The organism is Methanosphaera sp. BMS (genome assembly GCF_003268005.1).
Taxonomy (GTDB): Archaea; Methanobacteriota; Methanobacteria; order Methanobacteriales; family Methanobacteriaceae; genus Methanosphaera.
In genome coordinates this window covers 2124515-2143360 of the sequence record NZ_CP014213.1, presented here as the reverse complement: position 1 = coordinate 2143360, position 18846 = coordinate 2124515, and the positions used below count along the sequence as shown (strand labels likewise).

Here is an 18846-nt window from a genome sequence, read left to right as displayed (position 1 = left end):
ATTAAATAAGTAAATATTATTTATTAATTTAGAAGTATAAAAATATATTCAAGAAATAAAGGGGTTGTATATGATGGATGAATATAATGGATATTTACTAGTAGAAGGAATCGTTCAGGGAGTAGGTTTTAGGCCAACAGTATACCGGCTGGCAAAGCTAATGAATCTGACAGGATACGTACGTAACATGGGCAACATTGTTGAAATACTTATACAAGGACCATATGATGATATCAACTTATTCGTAGATGAACTTTATGAACATAAACCAGTACAATCCCAGATAAACAATATCCAGGTAGATATACAGGATAAAGTGACAGAAAAGGACAAATATGCTGATTTTACAATAATAAAAAGCAGTGACAGGATATCCGGATCTGCTGTTATACCACCGGACATGAGCATATGTGAAACGTGCCTGGCTGAAATATTAAACGACAAAGATCAACATTATTATTATCCATTTACCGCATGTACCGATTGTGGTCCAAGATTTACATTAATCGATAAGATACCCTATGACCGGAAAAACACGACCATGGATGAATTTCCGTTATGTGATTTCTGCAATGAGGAATACAGCAACCCCCTTAACAGACGATACCATGCCGAGGCCACATGCTGTCCCGACTGTGGACCTGAAGTGTACCTGTATAAGGATGAAAGAATAGAATCACGTGATGCCATTCAAGAGACAAGCAAGTTAATTGATGAGGGCAATATACTGGCAATTAAGGGTATTGGAGGAACACACCTTGTATGCAAGACATCCACGGAGGATGCTATAGAAACTTTAAGAGAACGTCTTGGTAGAAAGACCCAGCCATTTGCATGTATGAGTCCCGATATTGAAACAGCATCATTATTTGTCGATTATAACGATGATGAAAAACAGATGCTTGAATCCGTTGCAAGACCGATTGTAGTGCTTGATAAGAGTGAGGATTACAACCTGGCAGATAACCTTTCGCCGGGACTTCATAATCAGGGAGTAATGCTACCGTATACTGGACTTCACCATCTGCTGTTCAAGTATACTTTGGAAGAAGCATATGTGATGACATCCGCAAACATGCCTGGTGATCCGATGCTAATTGACAATAACGATATTGTAAATAAATTAGATGGAATTGCTGATTATTACCTTTTACATAACAGAAAGATACTTAATCGCTGTGATGACAGTGTCGTACGTTTTAGAAACAATTCACCCGCCTTTATCAGACGTTCCAGAGGATATGTTCCGAAGCCGTTTGACTTTACGGATATCAACATAACGGATAATATACTGGCAGTAGGTCCTGAACTTGACGTTACATTTTCCATACTTAAAGAGGGCAAGTGTTATCCGTCACAACACATAGGTAACACGTCAAAAATCAGAACGCTTGAATTTATGGAAAATGCCATAGACCACCTCTTGCATCTTACCAAAACTTCAAGGTTGGATTATATTGCATGTGATATGCATCCTGACTTCAATACTACAAAACTTGCAAAGGATTTGTCAAAGGAACATGAAATACCATTGGTTGGCGTACAGCATCACCATGCACATGCGGCAAGTCTGATGGCTGAACACAATGAGGATGAAATGGTTGTTATAGCTGCCGATGGTGTAGGTTACGGTGAAGACACTACCATATGGGGTGGAGAAGTACTCTATGTCAATAGTACAGGCAAGTACGTAAATACCGGGGGACTTAAAATGCAACTCATGCCCGGTGGAGATATCAGCACCAAGTATCCCATACGTATGGCCATGGGAATACTCTATGATGTAATGGAAGCAGAAGAGTTAAGAAGCATTATGAAAAACGAGTATTCGGATTTCTTCAAGTATGGTGATAAGGAAATTGACATGACCCTGAAACAACTGGAGAATAAATTCAACACGTCATACACAAGCAGTATGGGACGTGTGCTTGACAGTGTCAGTGTACTTCTAAGGATAAGTAAATCACGCGGATATGAAGGGGAATGCTCCATGAAACTGGAAAGTACCGCCAAGAAGGCAAGTGACCTGATAAATATAACACTTGATAAGGAAGTTATTGATAAACGTGTAGTTATAGATACAAGCAGCCTTTTGCTTGATGTATTGGAACTAATAAGAAGTAGCGTTCCAAGCTGTGAAATAGCACGTGCTTCACAGAAGGCATTGGCCGAAAGCATTAGTGATGTTGCCTTGATAACGGCAGATACCTATGATGTTGATAAGATCGGTGCCACGGGTGGCGTATTTTATAATGAGTACATATCCAGAATTGTTAAGGAATGTGTGCAAAAAGAGGGTTACGAATTTATTCAGCATGAAAAAACATGCTGTGGTGATGGTAGTGTATCCATGGGCCAGTGTGCGGTGGTTGGATGGTTGAATGACTCAGAATAATAGCATAGGATTGTGTTAATATACCTATTGTCGTTACATTGGATTAAAATGCAATCTAATGAGACAATTTTCAGAAATTGAATGATGAAAAACAGATAATGGAATATATTTGATAAAAAAACAGTAACGGTAAACGTTTTAAAAATAGAGATAATAAGTATAAATAATAGTAGGTTGTAAAAACCTACCCTATTTAAATCAATTGACTACCTGCAAAATTATACTGCTAATTCAATATCTTCTGCTTTGATAGTTTTACGACCAGCATGTTTAGCTAATTTGATAGCTCTTTCAGCAATATCTGCTGCAGCGTCTTCTAAAACATTAGCTAAAGCTATTGTTGCTTCGTCACTTACTCTTGCTGCTCCTGCACTTTCAATAATTCTTTTTACAGGTGCTTTTGGTAAAGTTGCCATCTGTATCATATCTCCTTTTTTATTGATAATTATAATTATTATTGTAATAATATATAAATATATGCCTTTTTTTTCAATTATTATGAATAAGTTAAGGATTAATTTATTATTCAAAAATGTATTGGTATATACTATTGGAATTAAAAATTTTTCAATAGCAGTTAGGCTAATAGTATAAATTAATCATTTAACTAATATTAAAAAGTGCATATTTTTTTGAATTCAGGTTAATAGGATAATATAATTTTTTATTTCCACCGTATATCACATAAATACTTTTAATACTAGTTTAAAATAAATAGTACATCTAACATAATAATTATATAATATAACAAAGGAAAAAAGAAGATATGATTGTTATATTTACAATAATACTGATTTTATGTCATGAAAGTTATTTGTTTTAATATCAAAGATAAATCAAGCAAAAATCCAAATTATTATTATGAAATTATTCACTGATGATAAATTCCTAAGATTAAAAATAACTAATTGAAAATACACAACCAAAAAAGGTCAAATGAAAATCAAAAAAAATATTACTCTAACATTTTTGGCATGTTGGTAGTAACCCATCTCATGTTTCTATGCAGTATTAATCTAAGCAAGTTACCTTGTCAAATGACTATTTACTCTTGCACCCCATGGATTAGATCGTCTCACCGATTAACTATGTTAAAGCTAGTCAACCCAATTGCATCATTCATTATAGCCTTCGTTTAGTCCTATCGTATCGTTTCTATATCAGTGTCACACTTCTTAGTGTATGTCAATTAAGAACATCATGGTTATTAATGGTGGATGGAGTTTCCTCAGTTTGAAATTAAACCGTTAACTGCACACCAACTTACCAAAAAAGTTAAAGTTAAAATTAAAATAGTAGCAGGGCCTAGATTTGAACTAGGGCTCTCGGGGTTATGAGCCCCGCGGGATCACCAGACTACCCCACCCTGCTATTAGAATAAAATAGTCACTCTTATTAAGAGCTATTATTATTTAAGTTCTAAGTAATATATAAATGTTACCATAATTTTTTATTAAAAAAAATAGTGTTTTTAGAAAGAATTAATCATTTAATTGTTTTAATTCTTCATTAATCTTATTAACTCTTTCTTCTAACGAATCCACACGTTTATCATTGGATTCCTTATATTCATTTAAATCGTTTTCAATCAATTCATATTTTTCCAACAATGAATCAATATCCTTATTAGTGGCTAAATCCCAGTCATTAATTACCTGTTCACTCTGTTCATCAATGAATTGAGATATCTTCTTGGACATCAAATCCGTCTTAGATACATGCTCCTCATCATCTTCATCCTGAACTCTATCCTTGAATTTGCCACTTATATCATTAACCTTGTCAGATATATTGGCAATATACTCTTCCTGTGATACTCTGGCCGTAAAACCCTCTGCATGTTCATGAATATCCCGATAGACAGGATTATTTGTAGCCTGAAGATAATAATAAATCAATATCAATATTGCCACTATCAGTATAATTACCGCTAGCGTGGTAGCCGCTTCCATTCAATCACCTTAATTAAGAGATTTTTCTAGTTCCGCTTCTTTCTTTTCAAGTTCTTTTTCTAACTTTTGTAGTTTTAAGAGTTCACTTTTAGCTTCTAACTGTTCTACTTTCTCATTAACTTGTGTACTTAAAAGTCCAACCTTAGCCATAATTTCAGATGTGTTTGAACGGATGTTTTTAAGTTTTTGCTGATCTTCCTCGGATAACTCAGTTAAACTATCTTTCATACGTTTGGTTTCCAAGTCCTTCTCTACAAGTTCAATCTTCTTAAGTTCAGCTTTTTTCTCCAGTAAAACTATGTTATTTTTAGATACCGTTGCTTTACGCCATTCAACTACAATGACTATGACTAAAATTAAGAATATAACTGATAAGATTAATATGAGTAATTGATCTTGAGTAAATATCATATCCATTAGATTACCTCCATACATTAAATTACAATAATATATATTATTTGATTTACAAGTTAATATATTTTTAAGTAATTAATTAGAAAAACACATCAACTTAATAGTATTGAAATATAATCCATGATATTAAGTAAGATGAAAAATATATCTTAAAATAGAATATCGAAAGTAAATTTTAGTCAAAAAAATTATTAGATAGTGATAAGATGCAAGAAAAATATGAAGAAGCAGGACGAATTGCTGCTAAAGTACGTAAAGAGGCTGCAAAAAAAGCTAAAGCTGGAATGAAAGCATATGATCTGGTTGACTGGATTGAAAGTGAAATACTAAGTACCGGTGCCGGATTGTCATTTCCATGTAACCTCTCAATCAATCAGATAGCAGCACATTACACTCCTGATCCAAATGATGACACTTTACTGTGCAATGGAGATATTGTTAAAATTGACTTGGGTGCAGAAGTGGATGGTTACATATCCGATACGGCTGTAACTGTTATAATTGAAGGAGACAATGCAGACCCCTTTGATGAGGATGGAAAACCCCTTAATATGCCTGGAAGATTGGATGATGGACTTCAAGAGGTGTCAGATGATGAAATAGAGGAAAGAAGAAAAATTATAGATGCCTCAAGCAGTGCATTGGAAAATGTCATCAGCATGCTCAAAGAGGGAGTAACCCTTAAAGAGATAGGAAAAACCGTACAGGACACCATGCATGCAAAGGGATATAATCCAATCGTTAACCTCGCTGGCCATAGCCTTGAACAAAACAACCTACATGCAGGACTGTCCATCCCCAACTATCCTGAAAACAATGACCATGAACTTAAGGAAGGAGATCACGTGGCAATCGAACCATTTGCTACAAATGGCATAGGTGAAGTGGGTGACATGCCACAACATCATATCTATTCATACCTAAGGCCAAGGCCTTTAAGACAGCCCGACGCCAAGAAATTACTTAAACGGATATCAACCCAGAACAAGTACTTCCCATTTTCCAAAAGATGCTTCCTTGATGAATATGATGCAAGAAGCCTTAACAGGGCAATGAGACCTCTTATTACAAGTCGTGCGATTTATCCGTATGCAGCCCTTAAGGAAAGAACCGATGGAATGGTAGCTCAAACCGAACATACAATCATCATAGAAAAAGAGGGTTGTCAAGTAACAACAGTATAACCTCCCCTTTAAACCTATTTTTCGAATTGTTGCTTTTACAAAGATTTTAATATTACTCCAATCATAATTATAACATAATTAATTCAGGACATGATATCATGGAAGTAGAAAGATTACAGTATAACCTCGATGATGATTTTAATGAAATTAAAAGCTATGTCATTGAACATAAAAATGACTTTAAATCAAAAAGCCTATCAGATGGTCTTGTTATCAAGGGAATTGGAGAAAAATATGTGAAGATAGAAAATAACTTTTATTCCTGGAAGGAAATAGAGAATGCCTTGAATAATTATAAACAGGGAAAAATCATCAATGGAATAATACTTTCATTACTATCATGGTTATTTGAAGATATCGTACTGGATAACCTTTCATATGTTCCCCGGAAATTTAACCTTGACGAAAACTTCTCAAAGGTCAAATCCGAGATAATCGAACATAAGGAGTACTATAAAAGAGGATTGATATCGGGAATAGGCAAAGACAACATAAAGGTCACCACCACCAAGGACAAGAACTATTATATTGAATGGGATGAAATAGAAAGGATAGTGACTAATATCAGATACTCCTCATTTGATGACTTGGAAGAAAAACGCTTCACGACCACCATCATACGGGAATTATTTAACGACAACACGAAGGAGTACTCAAACGAAGAATTGGAAATACTATCCAGTGAAAACGGTAAAGAAAAACTAAAGTATTACAAGCTCTGTAAGTATGGAAAGCTTAGTTATAAACTAATAAAAGAAAAAAAGAAAAATCCTGAAGAGATACGGGAATTGGTAAAACTAGCTCTTCAATGGAATAAGGGACAACTTCCGTTAAACATAACAGAAGAGGGAGTAAACCACGTCATACTTGCCAAGTCAAGCCTTGTAAGAGCAGACTTTAGAAAAAATGACCGATACACCCAAATGATTCAAAAGGACCTGGGAAAAGATTATAAAGTATATAGCATCCAATACTCGGATGACTACATTTATCACACCCACAGCTATAAAAACCTTATAAAATTCGAGAAAGACTCCGGAAAATGGATTGTAACATATAACAATAAAAATTTGCTTCAAAACTCATTTAGAAAAGAGGTTAAAAGTCATTGGATATGCACTATCGATACAATCAAATCAACGGAGGTATGTATGATTAATGATTATGAAAATGAAAAAAACACTTTTAATCCCGACTTGTTTACGAAGTTATACAATAACTTTCAAAGAAAAAATGTAGAGAAAAAATAATTAAAAAAAATAAGTTTTATTACTTTTAAAAGATGATAAGGGGTTTAATGATTATTCCTCTTTTTCAAACTCTTCTGTGAAGTTTTTCATATCATCCTTAAAGCATTCATATTCCTTTTTGAATAATATTTCATCGATTTCTTTAGCCTGATATTTTAATGTCAGCAGCACCATATTTGCTATATCACCGATTAGATTCTTCAATACTTCCAAGTTGGCAATTATCTTGTCAACATCTTCCTGTATTGCTTCAACATCTATATGATGATGGTGGTGATGATGATGGCCATGATCGTGAACATGCCCCTCCTGTTCTTCTTCTTCAGGCAATATGATGTCCAACGAATTGTTTATGTTTTCAAATATTTGGTTAATTATATTTCTTGCCGCCTGAATCTCATCATTGAAGTCAAAGCCTGCAGCTTCCAATTTATCCAAAATACCGAAAATCACGTTAAGTAAGGTTAACTCGGAAAAACTGATGAAGTTTCTTGTCTTTCCCACTAAAAATGCCAGTGTTTCTTCATCAAGATTATATTGTTTGAAATCTTCAATTAATGAATCGATAAAATTATTAAATTGAGTTATTACGGGAGTTATTGTATTTATATCCATTTGATTACACCTTGATTATTTGTTAATGTTCTATGTATTAGTATATCCCTCATATATGATAGCATTTTCTATCGGCTGTAAAAATAAACATAAACAAAAGATTACGGGAAAATATATAGAATTTAATAACAGCAATATCAATCAAGAAGTTGCAATAAAAAGCTTAAAATAACGAATAGGACCTTGCTTGATGAGAATAAATGCTTTTTTAAAACAAATATACGATAAAATGTCGGAAATAGTTAAAAACTATACAAAAGTAGAAATGAAATATCGATAGTGCCAGAATAGATAACTTAAAACATGAAAAAAATAGGTTGTATAGCCATAATTGTTGCACACTCTCAGAAATAATTGAAAAAATATACGATATGACAATAATCAAAAAATTCTAAAAAAATAGCTTCGGAAGAAGATTATATAATTACTTCTTCATATACCATGTCAATGGCCTTAGGTATTGCCTTTTCAACACTTTCGGTTAATCCATACTCGACAAATGGTGATGATATTCTTTCAGGTTTACATGCTATGATAACTATTTCTACCTCTTCCAAGTCATCAAGAGGGTCTACTACTGATAATGAGTGGGGATCCTGATATTTGCCTACAGGCACGTCTTCCTTGGATAATTTTTTAATGTCTCCGGCATTTCCTTCAAAATCTGCAATGTCAAGTATGATTATCTTTTTCCACATTGGATTCGGCAGACTAAATAGATAATGAGGTGCACTTGTTCCCGCATCTATCGTCATGACATTACTTGGCAAAGGTCTGTTCTTCTCATTTTCTTCTATCTGCTGTACTGTTAGTGGTCCAAATCCATCATCCTTAAATAATACGTTTCCACATCCTACAACTAATACTTCTGCGTCGTACAAATTATAATCTCCTATATATTAAGTTAATTTAAAATAATTATTTTATTTTTTACTTTTCTTTTCTTATTATTATATTAGTAATGAGTAATTAATTATCTTTTGCTATTTTTTTTAGGGACATAACATGTGATTATTTTTTCCTCCTCTTCAGGCGTTAATGGTTTATCAAGCTTTCTATGATACCATGCCAGCTGCATCTTTTCTGTTTGTGGATTTTTGTATAAAGCGTATCCCTCGACATCATCCTTCATGAAAAGTATCCACTTGTCATTGCCCTCACTGGTCTTATATACGTATGGATAGAAGACGTTCTGATTTGCATCACCGCTGAATGAGATTGATGTTTCATCTATTTTTATCATTTGACGTGCCTTCATATTCGTATGAATTTGTTTATACCCTGAAAGAAACTCTTCAACTTCACATAATTTTAGATTACTATGTAGATTATCCTTACACATTAAATTGATTTTCACATCGGCCTCATCAATTATCATAATATCCCTCATTAATTTTAATACTATACCCCATTCATAGAAAAATTATCATATCTATAATCAATTATATTATATCTAGAATTATTAAATATTATTGTTTCTGTTAAAATCAGTTAAGTGCTACAGATTGGAATAATTAAAGTCAATACCTTAAAGTCAATTCATAGTCCAAGAAATGGATATTCATAGACAACACTGTTATGAAAGTAAAAATCAAGTAGTTCAATTTAAAAAAATAGTTATTATAAAAAGAGGCAAATGGAGGGAGATTATTTGTTCAATGATTCTTTAACCTTGTCAAAGAATCCCTGTTTAACTTGGGATATTTCCTCTCCACTTTCCTTAGCGAACTCTTCAAGGATATCCTTCTGTTTTTCACTAAGTTTCTTAGGTACAACCACCTTAACGGTGACGTAGAGATTTCCCTTGTTATCCCATCGGATATGTTTCAATCCTTCATTTCTTAGCTTGAATGTGCTTTCAGACTGTGTACCCGGAGGTATTGTGAGTTTTGCAACGCCGTCTATGGTCGGTACGTCTACCTTGTCACCAAGACATGCCTGCACATAGCTTATTGGCAGGTCATAGTATAAATCCTGTCCGCTTCTTTCGAATATGTCATGCTTCAAGACTCTTATTGTAACATATAGATCTCCTGCCGGAGCTCCATTCAATCCATCATCCCCTTCACCTGCCACACGTAGTCTTGTACCTGTCTCTACTCCAGCAGGTATGTTTATGGATATCTTGTTGGTAGTGGTTTTAAGTCCCACTCCATGACACTCGCTACATGGTGTTTCAACGATTTGTCCTTCACCACGACATTGCGGACATGGCGAAACTGTGGCAAATTGTCCAAGCGGTGTGTTTTGTACCTGTTTTACCTGTCCCGTACCGCTACACTGAGTACATGTTTTTACATCACTGCCGGGTTCTGCCTTGGATCCATGACAATGTGGACACTCCTTCTTGTGGGTTATGTCAAAATCCTTTGACAGTCCCGTTGCCACTTCCTCAAGCGTAAGGTCTATATTTTTCTGTATATCTGACCCCCGTGACGGTCCGCGACCTGTTTCTGAGCCAAAACCGAATAGGTCAAATATGCTTCCAAATCCACCCTGAGATTGACCTCCAAATCCAAAGCCACGGAAGATGTCTTCAAAGTTTATATTGTTGAATATGTCCTCTTGAGTAAATCCGTCCATTCCTGCATGTCCAAATTGATCATATCTCTGTCTTTTTTCATCATCGGATAATACTCCGTATGCTTCACTTAATTCCTTGAATTTTTCTTCAGCCTCAGGTGCATCATTCACGTCAGGATGATATTTCATTGCAAGCTTTCTATATGCTTTCTTTATGGTTTTTTGATCAGCGTTCTTGTCAACGCCCAAAACCTCATAATAATCTCTTTTTTCTGCCATTAAATTTACCTCTTTTATAATTTTTTTAAAAAAAATAGTTAATTAAATTCTATTAAACTGATAATAGAATTTACCTTTTTACCCTATTATAATTCTTGAATATATTTTTATTTAATGTTGTTTTTATAGCTATACAATTTTAATAGAGTGTCAAAGTATAATTTATGTCTTCAATTCTACGATTTATTTGGAGTTAAAATTTTTTATATCCCGTATCATTATCTTTTCTTGTATGACTAAGTACCGTACTTAATACACTTTTACCAAGCAATATTTTACTTGCATATCCTATAACCTTGGATGTTTTCCGTTTTCCCAAACGCATTCCTACAAGCCCCGTTATTAAGCCATAATCTCTTTCCAGCTCTGCTATGAATTTGACTCCCTTGAAGACGTTGTCCAAGTTTACACTTTTTATTAAGTCCTCCTGGGTAAATTTACTTATAGCCTTGTATCCGTAGAGATCATATTGGGCTTTTTTCTCATCATCAGACAATACTGCGTATGCCTCTGTTAATTCCTTGAACTTTTCTTCAGCATCCGGGTGATCGTTTACGTCTGGATGATATTTAAGGGCCAGTCGTTTATATGATTTTTTAATAGTATCCTTATCAGCATCCCTATTAATTTCCAGTATTTGATAATAATCTTTATTATAATCCATATGTGCCCACTTCAGATTAGTATATATAAGGATGTAATATTGAAGGTGTTAACTTCAATATTTCTAGTTTTTTTTAAACTTATAATGTGATAATGTTATTGTTTAACCAAACAGTGTTTAGGCTTTAAACATGGCGTGTACTTATTGTTTTTCAAAGTCAGCATCTATTGTGTCATCATCATTTGATTGAGTGTTTCCTGCGTCCTGTTGAGCTTGAGCCTGCTGTTGTGCCTGTTGAGCCTGTGCTGCTTGTTGATAAATTTCTGCACTTATTTCATGAATGGTTTTTTCAAGAACTTCTGTTTTTTCTTTGATTTGTTCTATGTTGTCTGCTTCTATTGCATCCTGCACTTCTTTCTGTTTGTTTTTAAGGTCTTCTTTTTTGTCTTCTGCCAGTTGATCTCCTAATTCTTCAATTGTTTTATCGACAGTGTATACTAGGCTGTCAGCGTTGTTTCTGATTTCGATTTCTTCCTGACGTTTTTTATCTTCTTCAGCGTGTGCTTCTGCTTCTTTTACTTTTTGTTCAATTTCTTCATCTGAGAGTTTGTTGCTTGAAGTGATTGTTATTTGCTGTTCTTTTCCTGTACCTTTATCTGTTGCTGTTACGTTTATTATACCGTTGGCGTCTATGTCGAATGTTACCTCAATTTGTGGTGTTCCTCTTGGTGCTGGTGGGATACCAACAAGTTGGAATCTTCCAAGTGTGGTGTTGTCGTTTGCCATTGGTCTTTCACCTTGAATTACGTGAATGTCTACGCTTGGCTGGTTGTCTGCTGCTGTTGTGAAGATTTGACTTTTCTTGGTAGGTATGGTTGTGTTTCTGTCTATGAGTTTTGTTGCTACTCCACCCATTGTTTCGATACCTAATGATAATGGTGTTACATCTAAAAGTACAAGGTCATCTATTTCACCTGCAAGTACTCCACCTTGGATGGATGCTCCGCTTGCTACACATTCCATTGGGTCTATTCCACGTTCTACTTTTTGACCTACTACCCCTTCAACATATTTTTGTATTGATGGCATTCTTGTTGGTCCACCTACGAGGATTATTTTGTCTATGTCACTGTTTTGCATTTTTGCATCGGATATTGCCTGTTGGATTGGTCCTCCACATTTTTTGATGATTGGATCTACGATTTCTTCAAGTTTTGCACGTGACAGGTTCATGTTTAAGTGTAATGGTCCTGCTTGTGTTGCTGTGATGAATGGAAGGTTTATGTCTGTTGTGAGTGTTGTTGACAACTCAATTTTTGCTTTTTCTGCAGCTTCTCTTAATCTTTGTGCTGCCTGGTCATCGTTGAGTAGGTCTACACCGTTTTCTTTTTTGAACTCGTCGGCTATGTATTTCATCAATGCTGTATCCATGTCTGTTCCACCGAGGTTTGTGTCTCCGCTTGTGGATTTTACTTCGAAGATTCCTTCTCCGAATTCCATGATTGTAACATCGAGTGTTCCTCCACCGAGGTCGAATACTAATATGTTTACATCTTCTTCATCTGTTTTGTCTAATCCGTATGCTAAGCTTGCTGCGGTAGGTTCGTTTACGAGTCTTAACACTTCGAGTCCTGCAATTTTACCTGCATCTTTTGTTGCTGTCCTTTGGTTGTCATCGAAGTATGCAGGTACGGTAATTACTGCTTTTTTAACTGGTTCTCCGAGGAATGCTTCTGCATCTTTTTTGATTTTCTGTAGGATTAATGCTGAGATTTCCTGTGGTGTGTAATCTTTACCGTTGATGTTTACTTTGTAGTCTGAACCCATGTGTCTTTTTATTGCACTTATTGTTTTTTCAGGGTTTGTTACTGCCTGTCTTCTAGCTGGTTCCCCTACAAGTACTTCACCTTCATCGGTAAATGCCACGTAACTTGGGAATGATTTACCGTATTGGGTTGCTCCCTCTGCACTTGGTATGATTGTTGGTTTTCCACTGATTAATGCAGCTGCTGCTGAGTTACTTGTTCCAAGGTCTATTCCTATTACTTTTTCTTGTGCCATATTATCACCTTATATTTTTTTTATTTTTATTTTTGAATTATGTTGTTAGCTTAAAAATTTTTGTTTTGTTATATCTATTTTTTACATACTATTACTTTTGAATATCTTATAACTTTTGAGTTTAATGTATATCCTTTTTGTAAGTCTTGGATGATTTCATTGTTTTCATAATCATCATTTTTCTGTGTCATTAGAGCTTCGTGCTTGTATGGATCGAATTTTTGATGTTCTGTTTCGATTTCCTCTACTCCTTCATCCTTGAGTATTTTATCCATTTTCTTATAGATTAATTCTACTCCTTCACGCAGATCTTTATCTTCTTTTACCTCTAATGCTCGTCCTAAGTCTTCATAAGCCTCCAGTACTTTAAGTATTAAACCTTCATTGGCATACTTGACGAATTCCTGCTTTTCTTTTATTGAACGTTTTTTGAAGTTTTCGAAGTCTGCTTGTGATCTTTGAAGTTTGTCCCTGTATTCCTGTACTTGGTTTTCAAGTTGTTCTATGATTTCATCAGGTGTTGTTTCTTTTTCTTCCTGTTTGTCATTGTCATCTGTTTTTTCATTTTTTTGAAGTTTGTCTTCATTGTCATCTGTTTTTTCAGATTCCTTTGTTTGTTTTTCTTCTTGAACTTCTTCATCTTCCTTATTGATTTTTTCTTTCTTTTCTTTTGTCATTCATTCACCCTTAACTCCTTTGTTTGTTTTAAAGGGCTTAATTATTATAGTTACCCTGAGTTATAAAACATTTATTTTCTATTTAATATTTTAGTTACATTTTGTTATATATACTTTATGATATTTTAGTTACCATTAGTTATAATAATATTTTTTTGCTATTACTAAGTTGATGTTAAATAGTATTTATACTTTACTATATTTTAGTAACCTTTGGTAATATTTATATATATTCTGCAACATAATATATATTATAAAAAAAGAGCACGAATAAAATAAAAGAAGATGATATTATGAATTTAGAAGCCGTATTAGATGTGATAGGCTGTAAAACAAGAAGGGACATACTTGCATTACTAACAGAGGAACCACGATTTGTTAGTCAATTATCAGAACAATTAAATGTAGGTCAAAAAGCAATCATAGGTCATCTTAAGGCAATGGAAGAACTAGGACTAATCAATCCGACATACCAAAAAATAGAACGAGGCAGACCAAGAAAATACTATGAAATATCACAGGGAGTTGAAATAAAAATCTTCATAAAGCCCGATACAATAAAAATGCACATGGTCGGTGAAGAATTCACGGAACTATACAACATAGAAGAACGCCTGATAGGTGGAGATGAAGATGCAATAGATGACTTGAAAATATTAATTACAAAGTACAAAAATGCACAACGATATGCTGAAGACATACTAAGCCAAGTTGAAAATCCCGAAAAGCAAAAGTCAAAAACGATAATAACAGACATCAGAAAAACCAAGGCAATTCCCGAATTTAATGTGAAAAATTAATAAAGGTATAATAATACCAAACTACTAAATATAATATAATGATAGAAACTACATAACGACAAGTTATGATAAACTGCTAAAAAATAGATAATGGTGAAATTAATGGATAAAAAAATTATATTATCTCTCTTAGTTGTAGCCCTTATTGGAATAGTAGCAGCTACCTATCAGATTAACAATGGAGTGGACATTTTAAACCCATTATCAAATGTGGAAATAGAAGACACTCCCGTAACTGAAACATTAGAAGCACCAGCTGAAGCAGCAACAGATTTGAATACTCTGGCAGGTAACGATGCAAACAATAACAAAGACAAGGCAAAAGCAGGTGACACTGAAGTTGAAAATTCAGAACCCGTGAATGCAACCAGTACCGCTGCCAACACAAGCGGCAGTGATGCAAATGCAAACACGACCGCTAATGCAAGTGGAAACAACAACCCTAATGCAAATGCAAGTGGAAACAACAATCCAACCGCTAACGCATCAAGCACGGGTAGTGGTCCTAACGTAAATGTACAATCAGCTGGAGATACAGGTAGTGTGACCGAAGGTCAATCCGGTTCAGGATCAGATTCTTCAAATCAAGGTTCATCACCACAAACTACAGTTCACGTACAACCGGCCACTGGAAACGCACCTTCCACCACGCCACAAACAGACTCACAAGGAAGTTCTGACAACAACGGCGAAATAAGCATTGACGCTGCAAGAAGCTTAGTTGAACAGTTCATACTTGAAAAATGGGCTGGAAACAAAGTGACCCTAAGTTACGGTACAACTGTAATCAACGATTATGGAGATAAATGTTACATTTATAACATGATCAATGACAATGGAGTAACAGAAGGTCAGGCTTCATACAACCTAAGAAATCAGACAATTGAAATAATGGACAACTCAGGAGCAGGTTATTAATCCGAAACTGAAAAAATTATTTCAAGCAGGTAGTTTAAACTATTTCATTAGAGTTAATTAAGAAAATTAAAAAAATATTTGAGAAGAATAATTCTCAAGTTATTTCTTTTTTTGAAAAAATGATTTGATGAAAAATTTTAAAAAATAATTGAATTGAGACAATTATTAAATATAGAAAATGACCAAAACATAGTAAAGTATAATAAGGATAATGAATATAACATTATATAGTATTTGTATACTATTTTTATATGGGCCTGTAGCCTAGACTGGATAGGGCGTTGGACTTCTAATCCAAAGGCCGGGGGTTCAAATCCCCCCAGGTCCGCTATATTTTATAACTATTTTTAAAAAATCATTATTCAAATATTAATTTTACTTATTTGATGGGTTTGTAGCCTAGCCAGGATAGGGCATCAGACTCCTAATCTGAAGACCGGGGGTTCGAATCCCCCCAAATCCGCTTAAATACACTTATTTTTAAATATAACGCTTGTTTTATCCTTTATCGAAAAAAAATGCTTTATAAGTTTAAGCTTATTCATCAATCAGGTGTCCGGATAATTAATCATCACAAACAAACATCCATATTGATGTGAAAAAACAGTTTATAGTAAATAACTTTAATAAAAGAAATTGTTATAGAGGAGATTAAGTTTAAAAATTTTTAATAATTAGTTATATATTAACTAATTAATTTATTCGATTGTTCTACCTAAAATATGACCGATTAATGTAAATACAATAAATCCAAAGATTACATACATTACAATAGGTAGAAAGTCAATAGCTATTTCCATATTATTTACCTCATTTATTTATAAATAAAATTCCTTAATTTTGGTTTAAACCTTTTGTTAACATATAAATATTTAATCAATATATTATTTATAATTTCGCACGAAATAATCAAAACAGATAATCAGATGAAAATTAACAATTTTAATCATTTTTAAGTAGAATAATCAACCTGGCCGTAGCGTCCCCCACGACCAACAATTACATTTAATTCATTCATCCGATACTGCTTGATAACACCCGCCAACAATTTATCATGTTTTGCTATTTCATCAACATCGGCATCAACAAGTACGCTAATCTCATCGCCAAATAATTCTATTAACTTGTCATACCTTGTCTTGACAAACTTCGTAGTAACACCCTTATCATATATTGCACTTAAAAGCTCGGCAAGCGGCACAATATACCTGTACGGTGGATGATTACCCTGATTATGAGCCTTATCCTCATCAGCCAACTCATCAATTCTGGCAAGTACTCCCTTTTTAATTCTACCACCACAACTACACCTCATGTTTAACTTGGACGCATCACTTGTTGAATATATTTTATAGCATGATGAGCAGCCCGTTTGATGATACTTTCCCATTCGCGGATCCAAACCATAATTTTCAATAATCCTGTTATTCTTAATGGCACTTACCACTCCATCGTAGGACAGTTCATCCAGGCATATCCTATTAAACTCCCTTGCTATCCTGTGTGACCATGGTGAATGGCTATCGGAGTTTGTTAAAAATGTATAGTCATTAAGTTGTCCTATCCTATCGGCCAGATACGTGTCTGCCGAAAGACCAAGCTCCACAAAATCAGGTTTTGTATTATAGCAATCTAAAATAGAATCATACTCCTTAAATAGACCAGTCCATGGCGTAAATACATGTGCCGGTCCCATTATACAGTTATAATCCTGTGCAATTTCAATTATTTGACTAGCATCCATTCTTATTTTGGGCCTTCCATCGGCATCCATATTTTTTGTAACAAATTCATCTCTCATAGACCATGCCACATCAATTGATGGTATGATAATAAGATGATGAATACGATGATTGTCTTCAACTTCAACTGTCGTTATAAAATTAGTGGAAAAGTCGCCAATGGATTGATTAATTGCGTATATTCCAGTATTGTTAATTTGCGTTAAATGATTTTCCATGTGGTTTAACCATGCAGAATGAAATGCATCCCCTGTAGCTATCAAGTCTATTCCCTTTTTCTGACACTCCGCTGCAATCGTTGGAATTATCATGTTTTTTGAGGTGGCCATGGAATATTTGCTGTGGATATGTAAATCAGTGTTGATAATCATAAAAATCTAAAAAAAAGTAAAATGATGGATTTAACCAATATATCTTAAATCATCATTTGGTTTGTTAACTTGTGGTTCTACACCTAGCGGACCTAACTGGGCAGTATTTGCCAATTTTTTAAGTGTGTCTTCCACCTGTTCATTGATTTCCTCAAGGTCTATTTCAAATTGCAATATTTCAAACAATACCAGCAACATTTCCTTAGCGGCACTAGGATCTATATAAAAGCCAGGAGTTTCTCCCATTAAACATACCGCATCTATGCCCATCTTTTCAGCATAGTATAATAATAATCCGCTAGCCCCTATTATTGCTCCACCCTCATCTTTTCTGATTGTGGTGTTTTCAATTTCAAGCACTTCATCGATTAATTCCTTGTTATTTCCTGCTATGCAAATTCTACTTTTTTCAATCATTTCACCTGTTCCAAGTCCGCCGAGTGTAAATATCTTCTTGGCTTTCTTATCTTCAAAGTAGTTTGCAAGTATTTTTGAGATTATTATTTGACCTTCAAAGTCTGATGCCTGTGAATTACCTGTAAGTAAGATTAGATCCTGGTTATATTTTCCAACATCCTTCAAATAGTAAAATTCGTTTTTCATGTGTTCTATTAACCCATTTTTCTTCATGGTCACCTGTGGGGGGAAATAATCGGATTCCAATTCTGCAAACTTCGTTGCATCGAGCTGTTTAATTATTTGATCTACCACTATTTTACCTACGAATCCTATTCCAGGTAATCCTTCAAGTACTATGGGATTTTCAAGTTCCACTTCTTCTATTTCTTTAATTTTGGTTTCTAATTCCATCTTATTGCTCCATTTTCTTATTTTTGATTAAAGTTCTGTATATTCCATTCTTCCTGTTTTATTTTTCTTCTGTATTTTCCATATTTATCCTGTGGAGAGTATCTTGGAGGGAATATAACACCTACTTTATGATTACATTGAGGACATATTTCTTTGAGAGTGTATTGTCCACATTCTTTACATTTCTTCATACGGAATTTCATACTATTATATTACATTTAGAATTACTTATATATTTAGTAGTCGTGAAA

Annotated in this window: 18 protein-coding genes, 3 tRNA genes and 1 other RNA gene; 7 read left to right on the top strand and 15 right to left on the bottom strand. The window is 34.2% G+C overall.

What is annotated here, in order from left to right:
- The first annotated feature begins 73 nt into the window (after positions 1 to 73).
- Positions 74 to 2395, top strand: a complete 2322-nt coding sequence (gene hypF / locus AW729_RS07900; RefSeq protein ID WP_394339570.1) for a carbamoyltransferase HypF — start codon at positions 74 to 76, stop codon at positions 2393 to 2395.
- Between the two features lie 218 nt (positions 2396 to 2613).
- On the opposite strand, the gene AW729_RS07895 is transcribed toward hypF, so the two are convergent.
- The 5 genes from AW729_RS07895 to AW729_RS07875 all read right to left on the bottom strand — a co-directional run bounded on the left by AW729_RS07895 (position 2614) and on the right by AW729_RS07875 (position 4764).
- Entirely contained in the window at positions 2614 to 2811 is a 198-nt protein-coding gene (locus AW729_RS07895; RefSeq protein WP_112124597.1) for a histone family protein, read from the bottom strand.
- A gap of 556 nt (positions 2812 to 3367) precedes the next feature.
- Positions 3368 to 3662: RNase P RNA component (gene rnpB / locus AW729_RS07890), an RNA gene on the bottom strand.
- A gap of 29 nt (positions 3663 to 3691) precedes the next feature.
- Positions 3692 to 3766: transfer RNA gene (locus tag AW729_RS07885), tRNA-Met, on the bottom strand.
- Positions 3767 to 3876: 110 nt separating this feature from the next.
- On the bottom strand, positions 3877 to 4347 hold the full coding sequence (locus AW729_RS07880) for a hypothetical protein (RefSeq protein WP_112124596.1): 471 nt from the start codon (positions 4345 to 4347) through the stop codon (positions 3877 to 3879).
- 9 nt (positions 4348 to 4356) lie between these two features.
- Positions 4357 to 4764 (bottom strand): hypothetical protein, encoded by a 408-nt coding sequence (locus AW729_RS07875; RefSeq protein WP_112124595.1) that lies wholly within the window; start codon positions 4762 to 4764, stop codon positions 4357 to 4359.
- Positions 4765 to 4967: 203 nt separating this feature from the next.
- Here AW729_RS07875 and AW729_RS07870 point away from each other — a divergent pair, with 203 nt between their 5' ends.
- A complete protein-coding gene (locus tag AW729_RS07870) occupies positions 4968 to 5945 on the top strand; it encodes a M24 family metallopeptidase (protein WP_112124594.1) in 978 nt (325 codons plus the stop codon).
- Between the two features lie 98 nt (positions 5946 to 6043).
- Positions 6044 to 7195 carry a hypothetical protein gene (locus AW729_RS07865; protein ID WP_112124593.1) on the top strand — a complete coding sequence of 384 codons (1152 nt, stop codon included), beginning with the start codon at positions 6044 to 6046 and terminating at the stop codon, positions 7193 to 7195.
- A gap of 51 nt (positions 7196 to 7246) precedes the next feature.
- On the opposite strand, the gene AW729_RS07860 is transcribed toward AW729_RS07865, so the two are convergent.
- The 7 genes from AW729_RS07860 to grpE form a co-directional block, all read right to left on the bottom strand.
- The gene (locus AW729_RS07860; RefSeq protein WP_112124592.1) at positions 7247 to 7810 is read right to left on the bottom strand and encodes a hypothetical protein; all 564 of its coding nucleotides are present in this window, start codon (positions 7808 to 7810) and stop codon (positions 7247 to 7249) included.
- A 416-nt stretch (positions 7811 to 8226) separates the two neighbouring features.
- Positions 8227 to 8691 (bottom strand): coenzyme F420-reducing hydrogenase, FrhD protein, encoded by a 465-nt coding sequence (frhD, locus tag AW729_RS07855; RefSeq protein ID WP_112124591.1) that lies wholly within the window; start codon positions 8689 to 8691, stop codon positions 8227 to 8229.
- 92 nt (positions 8692 to 8783) lie between these two features.
- A complete protein-coding gene (locus AW729_RS07850; protein WP_112124590.1) occupies positions 8784 to 9188 on the bottom strand; it encodes a hypothetical protein in 405 nt (134 codons plus the stop codon).
- Positions 9189 to 9457: 269 nt separating this feature from the next.
- Entirely contained in the window at positions 9458 to 10612 is a 1155-nt protein-coding gene (gene dnaJ / locus AW729_RS07845; RefSeq protein WP_112124589.1) for a molecular chaperone DnaJ, read from the bottom strand.
- Between the two features lie 193 nt (positions 10613 to 10805).
- Entirely contained in the window at positions 10806 to 11276 is a 471-nt protein-coding gene (locus AW729_RS11700; RefSeq protein WP_112124588.1) for a DnaJ domain-containing protein, read from the bottom strand.
- Positions 11277 to 11417: 141 nt separating this feature from the next.
- Positions 11418 to 13277, bottom strand: a complete 1860-nt coding sequence (dnaK, locus tag AW729_RS07835) for a molecular chaperone DnaK (protein ID WP_112124587.1) — start codon at positions 13275 to 13277, stop codon at positions 11418 to 11420.
- A 74-nt stretch (positions 13278 to 13351) separates the two neighbouring features.
- Positions 13352 to 13954, bottom strand: a complete 603-nt coding sequence (grpE, locus tag AW729_RS07830; protein WP_112124586.1) for a nucleotide exchange factor GrpE — start codon at positions 13952 to 13954, stop codon at positions 13352 to 13354.
- Positions 13955 to 14247: 293 nt separating this feature from the next.
- On the opposite strand from grpE, the gene AW729_RS07825 reads away from it, so the two are divergent.
- The 4 genes from AW729_RS07825 to AW729_RS07810 all read left to right on the top strand — a co-directional run bounded on the left by AW729_RS07825 (position 14248) and on the right by AW729_RS07810 (position 16135).
- Positions 14248 to 14754: an ArsR family transcriptional regulator gene (locus tag AW729_RS07825; protein ID WP_112124585.1), complete on the top strand. Its 507-nt coding sequence runs from the start codon at positions 14248 to 14250 to the stop codon at positions 14752 to 14754.
- Positions 14755 to 14856: 102 nt separating this feature from the next.
- Complete coding sequence (locus tag AW729_RS07820; RefSeq protein WP_112124584.1) at positions 14857 to 15672, top strand: hypothetical protein; 816 nt, start codon at positions 14857 to 14859, stop codon at positions 15670 to 15672.
- Between the two features lie 253 nt (positions 15673 to 15925).
- A tRNA-Arg gene (locus AW729_RS07815) sits at positions 15926 to 16000 on the top strand.
- Positions 16001 to 16060: 60 nt separating this feature from the next.
- Positions 16061 to 16135: transfer RNA gene (locus AW729_RS07810), tRNA-Arg, on the top strand.
- 489 nt (positions 16136 to 16624) lie between these two features.
- On the opposite strand, the gene AW729_RS07805 is transcribed toward AW729_RS07810, so the two are convergent.
- From AW729_RS07805 to AW729_RS07795, 3 genes are read right to left on the bottom strand one after another with little or no spacing between them, the layout of a single operon-like run.
- Positions 16625 to 17785, bottom strand: coding sequence for a TIGR00375 family protein (locus tag AW729_RS07805; RefSeq protein ID WP_112124583.1), 1161 nt, complete (start codon positions 17783 to 17785; stop codon positions 16625 to 16627).
- Positions 17786 to 17815: 30 nt separating this feature from the next.
- Positions 17816 to 18595: a proteasome assembly chaperone family protein gene (locus AW729_RS07800; protein ID WP_112124582.1), complete on the bottom strand. Its 780-nt coding sequence runs from the start codon at positions 18593 to 18595 to the stop codon at positions 17816 to 17818.
- Positions 18596 to 18612: 17 nt separating this feature from the next.
- Positions 18613 to 18798, bottom strand: a complete 186-nt coding sequence (locus AW729_RS07795) for an RNA-protein complex protein Nop10 (RefSeq protein ID WP_112124581.1) — start codon at positions 18796 to 18798, stop codon at positions 18613 to 18615.
- Positions 18799 to 18846 lie beyond the last annotated feature (48 nt).